Annotated in this window: 16 protein-coding genes; 13 read left to right on the forward strand and 3 right to left on the reverse strand. The window is 65.0% G+C overall.

The features are described from left to right. The first annotated feature begins 22 nt into the window (after positions 1 to 22). From AC1DYD_RS18770 to AC1DYD_RS18810, 9 genes are all read left to right on the forward strand, one after another. Complete coding sequence (locus tag AC1DYD_RS18770) at positions 23 to 1,201, forward strand: phage tail sheath protein (protein ID WP_478174257.1); 1,179 nt, start codon at positions 23 to 25, stop codon at positions 1,199 to 1,201. Between the two features lie 35 nt (positions 1,202 to 1,236). Beyond that, on the forward strand, positions 1,237 to 1,746 hold the full coding sequence (locus AC1DYD_RS18775) for a phage major tail tube protein (RefSeq protein WP_478174258.1): 510 nt from the start codon (positions 1,237 to 1,239) through the stop codon (positions 1,744 to 1,746). 26 nt (positions 1,747 to 1,772) lie between these two features. Then, a complete protein-coding gene (locus AC1DYD_RS18780; protein WP_478174259.1) occupies positions 1,773 to 2,090 on the forward strand; it encodes a phage tail assembly protein in 318 nt (105 codons plus the stop codon). 8 nt (positions 2,091 to 2,098) lie between these two features. After that, entirely contained in the window at positions 2,099 to 2,215 is a 117-nt protein-coding gene (locus tag AC1DYD_RS18785; protein WP_478174260.1) for a GpE family phage tail protein, read from the forward strand. 17 nt (positions 2,216 to 2,232) lie between these two features. Continuing rightward, positions 2,233 to 2,400: a hypothetical protein gene (locus tag AC1DYD_RS18790; RefSeq protein WP_478174261.1), complete on the forward strand. Its 168-nt coding sequence runs from the start codon at positions 2,233 to 2,235 to the stop codon at positions 2,398 to 2,400. 18 nt (positions 2,401 to 2,418) lie between these two features. Beyond that, positions 2,419 to 5,322 carry a phage tail tape measure protein gene (locus AC1DYD_RS18795; RefSeq protein ID WP_478174262.1) on the forward strand — a complete coding sequence of 968 codons (2,904 nt, stop codon included), beginning with the start codon at positions 2,419 to 2,421 and terminating at the stop codon, positions 5,320 to 5,322. Between the two features lie 23 nt (positions 5,323 to 5,345). Beyond that, positions 5,346 to 5,774 carry a phage tail protein gene (locus tag AC1DYD_RS18800; protein WP_478174263.1) on the forward strand — a complete coding sequence of 143 codons (429 nt, stop codon included), beginning with the start codon at positions 5,346 to 5,348 and terminating at the stop codon, positions 5,772 to 5,774. Positions 5,775 to 5,776: 2 nt separating this feature from the next. Beyond that, entirely contained in the window at positions 5,777 to 6,814 is a 1,038-nt protein-coding gene (locus AC1DYD_RS18805) for a phage late control D family protein (protein ID WP_478174264.1), read from the forward strand. A gap of 167 nt (positions 6,815 to 6,981) precedes the next feature. Beyond that, on the forward strand, positions 6,982 to 7,248 hold the full coding sequence (locus AC1DYD_RS18810; protein ID WP_478174265.1) for a hypothetical protein: 267 nt from the start codon (positions 6,982 to 6,984) through the stop codon (positions 7,246 to 7,248). Positions 7,249 to 7,363: 115 nt separating this feature from the next. On the opposite strand, the gene AC1DYD_RS18815 is transcribed toward AC1DYD_RS18810, so the two are convergent. After that, entirely contained in the window at positions 7,364 to 7,495 is a 132-nt protein-coding gene (locus tag AC1DYD_RS18815) for a hypothetical protein (RefSeq protein WP_478174266.1), read from the reverse strand. A 152-nt stretch (positions 7,496 to 7,647) separates the two neighbouring features. Between AC1DYD_RS18815 and AC1DYD_RS18820 the strand changes: the two genes are divergently transcribed. Continuing rightward, complete coding sequence (locus AC1DYD_RS18820) at positions 7,648 to 8,400, forward strand: phage Gp37/Gp68 family protein (RefSeq protein WP_478174267.1); 753 nt, start codon at positions 7,648 to 7,650, stop codon at positions 8,398 to 8,400. Here the strand turns inward: AC1DYD_RS18820 and AC1DYD_RS18825 are convergent. Then, positions 8,381 to 9,226: a three-Cys-motif partner protein TcmP gene (locus tag AC1DYD_RS18825; RefSeq protein WP_478174268.1), complete on the reverse strand. Its 846-nt coding sequence runs from the start codon at positions 9,224 to 9,226 to the stop codon at positions 8,381 to 8,383. The two genes, AC1DYD_RS18820 and AC1DYD_RS18825, sit on opposite strands and share 20 nt — an antisense overlap. A 350-nt stretch (positions 9,227 to 9,576) precedes the next feature. Between AC1DYD_RS18825 and AC1DYD_RS18830 the strand changes: the two genes are divergently transcribed. The 3 genes from AC1DYD_RS18830 (at position 9,577) to AC1DYD_RS18840 (ending at position 12,385) form a co-directional block, all read left to right on the forward strand. Next, a complete protein-coding gene (locus AC1DYD_RS18830) occupies positions 9,577 to 10,431 on the forward strand; it encodes a contractile injection system protein, VgrG/Pvc8 family (RefSeq protein ID WP_478174269.1) in 855 nt (284 codons plus the stop codon). Between the two features lie 182 nt (positions 10,432 to 10,613). Then, positions 10,614 to 11,093, forward strand: coding sequence for a hypothetical protein (locus AC1DYD_RS18835; RefSeq protein ID WP_478174270.1), 480 nt, complete (start codon positions 10,614 to 10,616; stop codon positions 11,091 to 11,093). Further along, positions 11,090 to 12,385, forward strand: coding sequence for a M78 family metallopeptidase domain-containing protein (locus tag AC1DYD_RS18840; RefSeq protein WP_478174271.1), 1,296 nt, complete (start codon positions 11,090 to 11,092; stop codon positions 12,383 to 12,385). The genes AC1DYD_RS18835 and AC1DYD_RS18840 overlap by 4 nt, the downstream gene beginning before the upstream one ends. Here AC1DYD_RS18840 and AC1DYD_RS18845 read toward each other — a convergent pair. Continuing rightward, on the reverse strand, positions 12,373 to 12,834 hold the full coding sequence (locus AC1DYD_RS18845; protein WP_478174272.1) for a hypothetical protein: 462 nt from the start codon (positions 12,832 to 12,834) through the stop codon (positions 12,373 to 12,375). The genes AC1DYD_RS18840 and AC1DYD_RS18845 overlap by 13 nt on opposite strands. Between the last annotated feature and the right edge of the window lie 45 nt (positions 12,835 to 12,879).

Genomic DNA, 12,879 nt, shown 5'->3' on the forward strand with positions numbered 1-12,879 from the left:
CCACAGAACCCCAGGAGAACCCATGTCCCTCACCGACTACCACCACGGCGTCCGCGTCCTCGAGCTCACCGAGGGCACGCGCCCCATCCGCACCATCCAGACTTCGGTCATCGGCCTGGTCGCGACCGCGCCCGATGCCGACGCATCGGTGTTCCCGCTCAACACCCCGGTGCTCATCACCAACGTCTACGCCGCCCTCGCCAAGGCCGGCACCGGCGGCACGCTGGCGCGCACGCTGCAGGCCATCGCCGACCAGGCGCGGCCCATCACCGTCGTCGTGCGCGTCGAGCCGGGCTCGGACGAAGCCGCGACCACCTCCAACGTCATCGGCAGCGTCACGCCGCAGGGCAAGTACACCGGCATGAAGGCGCTGCTCGCCGCGCAGGCCATGCTCGGCATCAAGCCCCGCATCCTCGGCGCGCCGGGCCTCGACACGCAACCGGTCGCGGCCGGCCTGGCCAGCATCGCCCAGCAGCTGCGCGCCTTCGCCTACGTGGGCGCCTGGGGCTGCGAGACCGTGCCCGACGCCACCGCCTACCGCAAGGAATTCGGCTCGCGCGAGCTGATGGTCATCTACCCCGACTTCCAGAACTGGGACACCGTCGCGAATGCCCGCGCCAACGCCCCGGCCGCCGCCTACGCGCTCGGCCTGCGCGCGAAGATCGACAACGACACCGGCTGGCACAAGACGCTCTCCAACGTCGCGGTCAATGGCGTGCTCGGCATCTCCAAGGACATCTACTGGGACCTGCAGAACCCCGCCACCGACGCCGGCGTGCTCAACGCCGCCGACGTCACAACCCTCATCAACAGCAGCGGCTACCGCTTCTGGGGCTCGCGCACCTGCAGCGACGAGCCGCTGTTCGCCTTCGAGTCGGCCACGCGCACCGCCCAGGTGCTGGCCGACAGCATCGCCGAGGCGCACCTGTGGGCCGTCGACAAGCCCATGCACCCGAGCATCGTCAAGGACATCATCGAAGGCGTGAACGCCAAGTTCCGCGAGCTCAAGGCCGGCGGCTACATCCTCGACGGCTCGGCCTGGTACGACGAAGAGATCAACCAGAAAGAGACGCTCAAGAGCGGCAAGCTGGTGATCGACTACGACTACACGCCGATCCCGCCGATCGAGGACCTGAGCTTCCGCCAGCGCATCACCGACCGCTACTTCGCCGACTTCGCCGCGCGCGTCGCCGCCGCGTGATCGCCGCCATCCCCTGAATCCACGAGGAAGACACCATGTCCCTACCCCGCAAGCTCAAGAACTTCACCTTGTTCAACGACGGCCGCGCCTACCTGGGCGAAGTGCCCGAAGTCACGCTGCCCAAGCTGACCCGCAAGACCGAGGACTACCGCGCCGGCGGCATGAACGGCCCCATCAAGGAAGATCTCGGCATGGAGGGCCTCGAGCTGCAATGGACCGCGGCCGGCTACCTGCGCGAGCTGTTCGCGCAATGGGGCGCTGCCAAGCACGACGCCAATCTGCTGCGCTTCGCGGGCGCCCTGCAGGACGCCAGCACCGGCAACGTCGGCGCGCTCGAGATCGTCGTGCGCGGCCGCCACACCGAGATCGACCCCGGCACCAGCAAGGCCGGCGACCTCACCGAGATCAAGGTGACCACCGCGCTCAGCTACTACAAGCTCAGCATCGACGGCACCACCGTGATCGAGATCGACCTGGTCAACATGGTCGAGTACGTCAACGGCAACGACCTGATGGCCGAGATCCGTGCGGCCATCGGCCTGTGAACCCCAACCACCTCAGCGAGACACCCATGGACGAACGGAACGACACCACCACCAACACCAACACCATCACCCTCGACACGCCGATCCGCCGCGGCGACACCACCATCGAGCGCATCACCCTGCGCAAGCCGAAGTCCGGCGAGCTGCGCGGCATCTCGCTCACCGACCTGCTGCAGATGGACGTGAACGCCCTGTGCACCGTGCTGCCGCGCATCAGCACGCCCATGATCCTCAAGCAGGAGGTTGGCGACATGGACCCGGCCGACCTGGTGCAGATCGGCACGATGGTGTCGGGTTTTTTGCTGCCGAGGGCGGCGCTGGCGGCCGTCTCCCCGAGCGCGTAGAGGACGCGATGGCTGATCTGGCGGTGATTTTTCATTGGGCGCCATCGGAAATGTCCGAGTTTTCGGTTGAAGAGCTGATGGCCTGGCGAGAGCGCGCCCGGGAGCGCCACGAACCGCAGGACTGACCCTACGATGGCCCCCCATGCTCTTCAACATCCTCCTCGTCATCGTGGCCGCCATTGGCATCCTGGCGATGCTGGGCGCGGCGCTGTTCCCTTTTGCCATGCTGACGGGCGTCTGGGCCCACTACAGCGCCAAGGAAGACCGCGCCCGGGCCGCCGAGATCGAAGCGCTGCTCGCCGAAGACTGACCCGCAGCGGAGGCACCCTTGGCCTCCAATGACCTGCGGCTGCAGGTCATCCTGCAAGCCATCGACAAGGCGACCGCGCCGCTGCGTCGGATCAAGGGCGCGAGCGGCGACACGGCACGTGCCCTGAAAGAGTCGCGCGACAAGCTCAAGGAGCTTGACCGGGCGCAGTCTGAAATGCGTGGCTTCCGCGTCGCAGCCGTCGAACTCAAGCGAAATGAACGGTCGCTGCGAGATCTGAAGACGAAGGCCGCTGACTACAGAGCCGAGCTGGAGCGGCATCGCCAGACGCACGGCGCTGTCATGGCCAAGGTCAAAGTCGCCGTCTCGGAGCACGGAAAATTGGCTCGAGCCCTTCTTGCAGGCAAGACGAGCGGCGAACAATTCAACCAGGCATTCAACGCCAGCCGCATCCGGCTGGAAGCTGCGCAGCGCGCGGCCGGCCGCTCATCCAGCAGTCTCAAGTTCCTGAGCGATCGGGCGCGCAACGCCGAAACATCCATTGCTGCGTTGAGCGCGCGACAAGCAGCCGCCCAGCAGCGGTTGAGCGGCTACAAGGAACGGCTCGACGCCGCAGGCATCGGCACCGACAACCTCAACCGCAAGACGCGGAATCTTCGCACCAGCCAGGAGCAGTTGAAGTCGGCGCTCGAAGCGCAACGCGCGCAACTCTCAGCATTGCACGCCAGCGAAAAGCGCCTCGCCGATCTGCGCCAACGTCACGGCAAGGCCATGCTCCACACCGGCATGGCCGCCGGCGCCGGCTACGGCGCCTACGCGGCCGGCTCGCGCGGCGTGCAGGCGGTGCTGGGCCCGGTGCAAAGCTTCGCCGCGCATGAGGACGCCATGCTCGGCATCGCCCGCCAGGTGCCCGGCGCACGCGACGAGCTGGGCCAACTCACGCCGGTGTACCGCGCCATCGAGGAACAGGTGCGCGCGCTGAGCCACGAGTTCCCGATCGCCACCACCCAGATCGCCGAGATGGTGACCGCGGCCGCGCGCATGGAGGTGCCGACCGACGAGCTGCAGAGCTTCACCCGCACCGCCGCGATGATGGCGACCGCCTTCGACGCCGTGCCCGGCGAGATCACCGAGGCCATGGGCAAGGTGGCGAAGAACTTCAAGATCCAGCTCACCGAGATTGAGGGCCTGGCCGACTCGATCAACTTCCTGGACGACAACGCCATCAGCAAGGGCGCAGACATCATCGGCTTCCTGAACAGGACGTCGGGCGTGATCTCGACCGTGGCGATGTCCCCGCGCGACGCCGCGGCGCTCGGCTCCACGCTGCTGACGCTCGGCGAGCGCGAGGAAACGGCCGGCACCGCGGCCAACGCGATGGTGCAGAAGTTCGCCGCGGCCACCAAGGGCACGAAGAAGTTCCAGTCCGCCATGGCGGAGATCGGGCTGAAGTCGGCCGACGTGCAAACCGGCATGTCCAAGGACGCGACCGCCACCCTGCTCGAGGTGATCGGCGCCATCCGCGCGCTGCCGCGGGAGAAGCAGATCGGCGTGATGGTCGAGCTGGTGGGCGTGGAGCATTCCGACACGCTGGCCAAGCTGGTCGACAAGCCCGAGGAGCTGCAGCGGCAACTGGAGCTTGCCCGGGGCCCGCAGGCGCAGGGCTCGATGCGCCGGGAGGCCTCGGCCCGCAACGACACGATCTCTGCCCGGTGGCAGATGACGAAGAACCGGCTTTTCAACGCGAATACGGAGTTGGGCAAATCTCTCAAGCCCGCGCTGATCGAACTGCTGAACCTGGTCAACCCGCTGCTGGAACGCTTCACGCAATGGGTCGCCGTCAACCCCGGCCTGGTCGGCGGCGTGCTGAAGGTGGCGGCGGCCATCTCGGCGCTGATCGCGCTGGCTGGTGCGCTGCTGGTGCCGCTGGCACTGGTGGCGGGCAAGATTTTGCTGATGCGGTTCCTGTTCGCGCAGGTGACCAGCGTCATGGGTCCGCTCGCCGCGGTGGTGGGCGGCCCGCTGATCGTCGCGCTCAAGGCGGCCGGCAACGCGCTGCTGGTGGTGGGCCGGGCCATGCTGCTGTCTCCATTCGGACTCGTCTTGGCGGCGGTCATGGCGCTTGCCCTCGCCGGGCTTCTCATCGTCAAGTACTGGGAGCCGATCAAGGCGTTCCTGGGCGGGATGTGGGCCGGCTTCCTTGCTGGAATCTCGCCCCTGTTGCCTGCTCTCGAGGGGCTGTTCGGTGCACTGGCCGAGATCTTTGCGCCGCTCAAACCTGTATGGGACTGGTTCACTGGGAAGCTGCAGGAGGCGCGAGATCTGATTTCTCAACTTCTGGCGCCCTTCCAGGCCACGCAAGACCAACTCAACGGCGCCGCCAGCGCCGGACAGGTTTTCGGGAAGATGCTCGGGAGCCTCGTCTCACTGGCAGCCGCCTTGCCAATCCGCTTCTGGACGCTCGGCGCGGACATCATCGGCGGCCTCGTGGGAGGCATCATGTCTATGTGGGGCGGTCTGAGAAACGTCGTCAACAGCGTGGCGGACGCCACCATCGGCTGGTTCAAGGAAAAGCTCGGCATCAAGAGCCCGAGCCGCGTTTTCATGTTGGCGGGCAACGAGATCAGCAACGGCGCCGCCGAGGGCATCAGCGAGCGCCAGAGCCGCGTGCGGCAGGCGGCGCTGGGGATGGCCGCGGCGGCGGCTGTCGCGCTGCCTATGGCCGCTGGAGCGGCCGGCGCGGGCACCGAAGCCGGTGCCCTGCAGTTCGACCGCCGCCCGCCCCTCGGCGCCACAGCAACGCAGCGCCCGCTGTCGATCGGCGGCGACACCATCCACATCACCATCCAGGCCGCGCCCGGCATGGACGCGCAGGCCCTGGCCCGCGCCGTCAGCGCCGAGCTGGACCGCCGCCAGCGCAGCAAGCGCGCCACCATGCTCTCGTCCCTCTCGGACATCGACTGAGCAAAAAGGAAAGGCCCGACCCCATGATGATGGCCTTCGGCCAGTTCGTGTTCAGCCTCGACACGCTGGCCTACCAGGACCTGCAGCGCCAGACCAGCTGGCGGCACCCGAGCAACAGCCGCGTGGGCGCCAGGCCGGCGCGGCAGTTCGTCGGGCCCGGCGAAGAGACCATGAACCTCAACGGCCTGCTGCTGCCCGGCTTTGCCGGCGACACCGGCTCGCTCGACGAGCTGCGCGCCATGGGCGCCGCCGGCGCGGCCTGGCCGCTGGTGGACGGCACCGGCATCGTCTACGGCCAGTTTGTGATCGAGTCGCTGAACGAGACGCGCAGCCTCTTCCACCGCGACGGCCAGGCCCGGCGCATCGAGTTCCAGCTGCAGCTGGCCCGCGTGGACGACGACCGTATCGACGCGATCGGCGACAGCGACCAGGCCGCCGAGGCGCAGGGCTGAGCATGGCCGAGCACGCCCCGCGCCACCCGCAACCCAGCTACCGCATCAAGCTCGGCAACCGCGACATCACGCCCACCGTCGATGCGCGCCTGATCAGCCTGACACTGACCGAGTGCCGCGGCGACGAGGCCGACCAGCTCGACCTGTGCCTGGACGACAGCGACGGCGCGCTGGAGATCCCGCGCAAGGGCGTGACGCTGTCGCTAGCCATCGGCTGGGCCGGCCAGCCGCTGGTGGACAAGGGCAGCTTCGTGGTCGACGAGGCGGAGCACAGCGGCGCGCCAGACCAGGTCACGCTGCGCGCGCGCAGCGCCGACCTGGGGCAGCAGCTGCGCGAGCGCAAGGAACAGAGCTGGCACCGGACCACGCTGGGCGAGATCCTCGAGGCCATTGCGCAGCGCAACCAGCTCAAGACGCGGATCGATGACGCGCTGGCGGCGCGGGACGTGGCGCACATCGACCAGACGAATGAGAGCGATCTGAACTTTGTGACCCGGCTGGCGAAGCGTTACGACGCAGTCGCCACGGTCAAACAGGGACTGCTGCTGTTCCTGCCGATCACGGGTACGACCACCAGCAAGGGCGAATCACTGCCCACCATCGAGATCACGCGCGCCGATGGCGACAGCCACCGGTATCACACCAGCGATCGCGAGGCCTACAGCGGCGTGCGGGCGTACTGGCATGACCCGGGAAAAGCCAAGCGGCAATCTGTGCTGGTAGGCCTGAGCGGCAATGCGAAGCGGTTGAAGGAAGGGCATGCCAGCGAGGCGGATGCGCGAGCTGCGGCCCTTGCCGAATGGCAGAGGATCCAGCGCGGGGCCGCGACGTTCGAGTTGACCTTGGCGATCGGGCAGCCGCTCCTGGCACCCCAGACACCCGCCCGCTTGCGCGGCTTCAAGCCGCTAATCGACGAGACCGAATGGCTAACGGTCAAGACGAGTCACGCCTTCGGTGATGGCGGCTATGCGACCAGGGCGGAGTTCGAGACTGTTGGCGCCGAGCCGAAGGGTGGTTCCGTCGCTGCAGGCGGCACTTGACTCAACATGTCAAACCGGTTTGCTGGGAGGTCGCCAGCGCTCATACCCCTGCGGTCGAGTCGTGAGGGCCATCCGACGGCGACAGACGACCTCGCATTTATGTTTTCTTTTGTATTACATTTCACGCTGAGCTGATCTTCCTTCTTACGACGACTTTCGGGGGTCCCATGAGAATTCAATCGAACTCAAGCTCGTCGGGGGTCGAGCAAGCCCCCGGTGAGAACCAAGAAGCCGTCCGGGACCGATACGACTGGACACTGAGCTCCTTGGAGCGTGAGTATCCGGTCATCGATCCTGACTCGAGCGAATACAACGAAGACCTGATGTTTGAGGTCTATCGCCGATTGAAGGCGCTCGTCAGCGAAGGCTTGCCGCCAGCGCGAGCGTTGGACACGGCCGCCTTACAGGTGCTTCGTCCCTACAGCATGCATTGATCGGGCCACGCTCGAGCCTTACCGCGGCACCTCCGCGCCGAGGGCGCGTTTGACAAGCGCCTTCTTGAAGGCCCTCGAGACGGCCTGCACCACCTTTTGGGGTTGTGGAGGGGCCCTAGGCGTTTCGCTCCCCGGCACTGCTGGGCACGCCGGGCGACCCGACCAATCGGGTCAAGTGGTCGAGCACCGCAAAGAGTGCGTCGATGCCGTAGCCCGCGACGAAGGCCACGGCAAATGGAAGGGACAACCCGCTGACGCCATGGAGCGCCGACGTGCCATTGGCCAGCCTTTGAGCAAACTTCTCTATGAACGGTCGGTTCGCCGGGAGCGGGCTCCGGGCGAGCGAGCGACACACACCTGTGACGGCTGACTAAAATCCGCAGTCAACAGGAGGACACCATGGCCGAATCGAGCATCGAGTGGACCGAGCACACATGGAACCCGGTCACCGGGTGCACCAAGATCTCCCCCGGCTGCAAGCACTGCTACGCCGAGACGATGACGCGCCGGCTGACGGCCATGGGCACCAAGGGCTACGAGAACGGCTTCGCGCTCACCGTCCACCCCGAGCGGCTGCAGCAGCCGAAGGCGCGCAAGTCGCCCACCACCTACTTTGTCAACTCAATGTCCGACCTCTTCCACGAGGACGTGCCGGACGCGTACATCGAGCAGGTGCTGCAGGTCTGCAAGGAGACGCCGCACCACACCTACCAGGTGTTGACCAAGCGCGCCGAGAGGCTGCCGGAGTTTTTCGCCACGCGCGACTGCCCGAGCAACGTGTGGCTCGGCGTGTCGGTGGAAGACAAGAAGTACGGCGTGCCGCGCATCGCGCAGCTGCGGAAGGTGAAAGCGGCGGTGCGCTTTCTGTCGGTCGAGCCGCTGCTGGAAGACGTCGGTACCCTGAACCTGAAGGGCATCCACTGGGTCATCGTCGGCGGCGAGAGCGGCGCCAAGGCCCGGCCGATGAAGCCTGAATGGGCCGAGAACGTGCGCCGCCAGTCCATCGCGCAGGGCGTGGCCTTCTTCTTCAAGCAATGGGGCGCGTGGGGCGCGGACGGCGTTCGGCGCGACAAGAAGAGCAATGGGCGCGAGCTCGCGGGAAGAAGGTGGAGTGACTTCCCGGTGAAGGTCGTCAGCGCAACTTCGCCATGATTTCTTTCGAGACCTTGGTTGCCAGAGCAATGGCGTGCTTGCCCGGGTTGCTCACAGCAAAGAAAAGCGCGTAGAGCGGCGCACCACGACGTCCCTGACCGTCGACGTGGTAGAGGACGGTCGGGTCTACCACCTTCGGAAAGATCGTCTCCAGGCGCTTCTTGACGTACTGGGTAACACCCGCCGGGTTTGCGTGACGGTGGTGGGAGTCTTCTCCGAACAGCCCACCTTGTGCCTGGTAGAGCTCTGTTTGCCAGTCCGGAGTTCCGAGGAAGCGATTGAGCGACTCGATCTTGTCTTTGTCGGCGTCCCGCAGGTCGTTCATTGCCTGTCGATAGATCCCTGAGAGGCTGACGAGAAAGAACACGTCGAGAGCCTTGGTGCCAGCGATCAATTTGACCGTCTCCCAGTCACACTGAAGGCCGTAAGGGTCCAGGAACAAGACACCCCGCGTCTCCCTCCAGTTCTGAGAAGCGAGCACGCCGCGCAACTCTTCATCGGCACTGCCTTGGACGATGCGCGAACGCACGCCAACCTGATGGGTATCGAGCAGCGCCTGCAACTGCTTGACGTGCTTGGGCTTCTTCTCGATGAAAATGAGTTCGCGAAAGGCTGGCTCTATGTCGAGCGCGATCTGCGCCGAGCCTGCGATGGTCCGCTTTGTGCCCCTATCCTTGATGATGCATCGTCCGGTACCGGCGAACGCATCGATGTACACGAGCTTGAACGGCGCGGCCTTGAGGGCAACGACATAGAACTGGAGATAACTCTTCAGGATCTCGAGTTTCTTGCCCGTCCAAACGCCGCCAAACGCATGCTCCTTCATCGTTTCCCTTTTGTTCGTTCGAAGCCGCTCGGATGGCTCCGCGCGGATTTCAGCCCTTGTTCCTTGACCCTAGCATTCATTGTTGCCATCGACGCTCTAAAGCTTGGTCGTTCATTGCCGCGCATTTTTGGCCCCTGCGGAACAAACTCACACTGTTCGCAGCGAAGATCGCGTTAAGTGGATGAATCGACGAGCCCGACAGCTACTTCCGCCAAACTTTCGGACGTGGCGCACGGCGGCCGACCCGCCTCATCAGCCTGACGCTGACCGAATGCCGCGGCGACGAGGCCGACCAGCTCGACCTGTGCCTGGACGACAGCGACGGCGCGCTGGAGATCCCGCGCAAGGGCGTGACCCTGTCGCTCGCCATCGGCTGGGCCGGACAGCCCCTGGTCGACAAGGGCACTTTCACCGTCGACGAGGCGGAGCACAGCGGCGCGCCCGACCAGGTCACGATCCGCGCGCGAAGTGCGGACCTGGGCAAGGAACTGCGCGACCGCAGGGAACAGAGCTGGCACCGGACCACGCTGGGCGAGATCCTCGGCGCGATCGCACAGCGCAACGGACTCGAGCCGCGTATCGATGCCACGCTGGCCGGCCTGGCCGTCGCGCACATCGACCAGACGAACGAGAGCGACCTCAACTTCGTCACGCGGCTGGCGAAGCGCTACGACGCGGTCGCCACGGTCAAGAAGGGCCTGCTGCTGTTCCTGCCCATCATCGGCACGACCACCAGCCAGGGCGAATCACTGCCCGTCATCGATATCTCGCGCCGCGATGGCGACAGCCACAGATATCACACCAGCGACCGCGAGGCCTACAGCGGTGTGCGGGCGTACTGGCACGACGCTGCGAGGGCCAAGCGACGATCCGTGCTGGTGGGGCTCAGTGGGAATGCGAAGCGGTTGAAGGAAGGGCATGCGACGGAGGCGGACGCACGGGCTGCTGCGATGGCAGAGTGGAAACGAATTCAGCGCGGTGCCGCAACATTCGAGCTCAGTCTGGCCCTTGGCGAACCGCTGCTTGCACCACAGACGCCGGTGCAGGTGCATGGGTTCAAGCCGCAAATCGACGAGACTCAATGGCTGACCGTCAAGGTGTGCCACAACATTGGTGATGGTGGCTTCGCGAGCAGAGTCGAACTGGAAACGACGGGCGCCGAAGCGGACCAAGTCGAGTCGACCGAAAATGAGGCCGAAGGCTAGATTCCGAACCCCGTGAGCAGGGCCGGCAGCAGTTGCGCAAGCAAGACCGCGCTCACGACCGTCGTTTTTTGCGAAGCGTGAGTCCAAGTCGCCCGTTGTCCGGGCCAGGCAGTCCCGCTGAAATTTCGCTGAATCGCCCCGAAGTAGTCGATGCATCGCAGATTCCCAACGACTCACGGGGTTTGACTTCAGCGCCCGGTTTGGGCTACCTGTATCCTTCGGCCATGCAGCGTAAAGCCTTCAATCCCAAGCGCAGACTCGAGCCCCCGCCGGTGGGCGCTCAGGCCGTGGAATCCTTGGAAGCCTTAGCAGAGCGCTTACGATATGTCGGCAGTCCCCTGCACAAGAGGGGCCCCGGCGATTTTGGTCTCGACCCACCGGCCGCGCTTCGGCAAGGCAAATCCATCTGCGATGATGTGGTCGATTGCAAGGCCGATGCTCAGGCGCTGCTCAAAGATGGCGCCAAGAAAGGGCTGGTCAGTACACAAAACAGCGGCGGATTTCCGCAGAACGTGTGGGCGGTTGCGGCCACGGGTGTTGCGCTGGAAGCCATGTTGGACAATGCCGAAAGTGGCACCTATCACGGGTACCCGATGCCTGAATCGGACCCGTTGCGTACATTTGTGATTGAACGTTGGCGGATCGCCAAAACAAAGAAATGACAGGCCGTTTGCACATTGACTGCGAGTGGTCGACCCCCTCGGGCGAGCCGCCAGAGGTGGCGCAAACCTGCGGCTTCGTCGAACTCAAGGTCGGTGAAGAGTGGGCGACCCGATGCGACAACGAATTCTCGGGGTCGGTGAGCAATCGCGCGCTGTTGTCGGCCTACCCGCTCGCGCTTTGGCTGGCGTCCTCCTGGTGGCGCTTGCGATGGGAGGCCGCACAGCAGCGCGTCGAGCCGAGTCTGGACTGGAAGATGTCACACGCCCTGCCCGCCGCCGGTGGTGGCTTCGTCTGGCCTGCCCTGGCGATCGAGTCGGATGGCGAATCGATAGAAATGACGATGCATCCGTCCGGCCATGCTCCCTACGAGCCGCTCAAGTATCTCGGGCAGTTCAGGGCCTGGGTCCGTGCCAACGAGTTCGAAGTCGCCGTCTCACGATTCGTGGAGAAGGTTCTCGCGCGTTTGCATGACAGGCAAGTCTTTCAGACCCAGTTGCACGAGCAGTGGGAAGAGCTGTCTTCAGAGCGCGCCAACAAGGAAATTTCTGAATACCGGCGTCTCGAAGCCATTCTTGGCTTTGACCCCGGCGAAGCAAGCGACGGGGTTGTCCAACGATTTCGCGAACTGCAATCGAGCGCTGGCGCCGCAGCGGCCGAAGAGATTGCATATGCAAGCGCAGGGGCGTCGAAATCGGACCAGTTGACGTCGTCGATCGTCGAAAGTGCTGGCAAAGCGGCACCGAAAGGACGATTTCAGATCCATCCGGAAGACTTGCCCGTGAGCGCCGTGATGGCACGGACCCACCCATGGCATCGTGGTTATGCGCTGGCAGACAAATTGCGAACTCACTGCGGATGGGAAGAAACGATCGTCACCGACGAACGCATCTCCCAACTGCTCGGAATCAACGCATCTGCCCTCGAAGCAACCGCTGGTGGCGTTTCTTCTGCACTGCCGTTCGGGATTGCCCTTCGTTCGCTCGACGAAAGCGGTGACGCCCGCTTTATCTTCCGCAGTCACGCCCACGTCAGACGGCGATTTGACGCCGCTCGCATGCTGGCCGACCACCTCTTGGCCCCCCCATCTGACGCTTGGTTGCCGACCACGGCAACGCACACAGCACGCCAGAAGACGCAACGCGCCTTCGCGGCGGAATTGCTTTGTCCCAACCGGGAGCTACGGGAATTCGTGGGTGCGGACACCTCTGACTATCGGATGGAAGACGCGGCGAGGCACTTCGGCGTCGCGGTCGAAACGGTCAAACACCAGATCGTCAATCACTGGCGGTAGAAACACTGCGCCCCAGCCGCTGGCGCGAGTGGAGCCCTTCTGGAGATCATCTCAAGCGCATTTCTCGGGATCACACGGGCGCGCTGCGGCTGCGTGTCAAAGATAGCGATATACGAAGGCGAGCGGTCCAGCACAAACCCCAAGCCGACCGTTTCGCCGCCCTTCTTCAGCTCGACGCACGGCTGCTTGGATTTCTCGCAGCCCTTCTTGAACTCGGCGGCCTCGCGCTCGGCATGCGCCTTGCCACTGGCTGCGCCCAACGCATCGGGAATGACCATCACTGCCGTCCACGCGATGAGCACGAACGGGATGATCACGGCGACCAGGAGGGTGCCCGCCAGGATCCGCGCAAGGCGCTGTGCCCAGGCAGTACGCTCGGACAGCCACTTCGACACTGCACCGGACCCGGCATCCCATGGCGACAGCAGAATGAAAAGATAGAACGCCACTCCAACGGCGACAACGGCCCACCACGAAGTTGGCAAGTATCCCGA

The sequence above is a fragment of the Variovorax sp. P4_B11 genome (assembly GCF_056402355.1).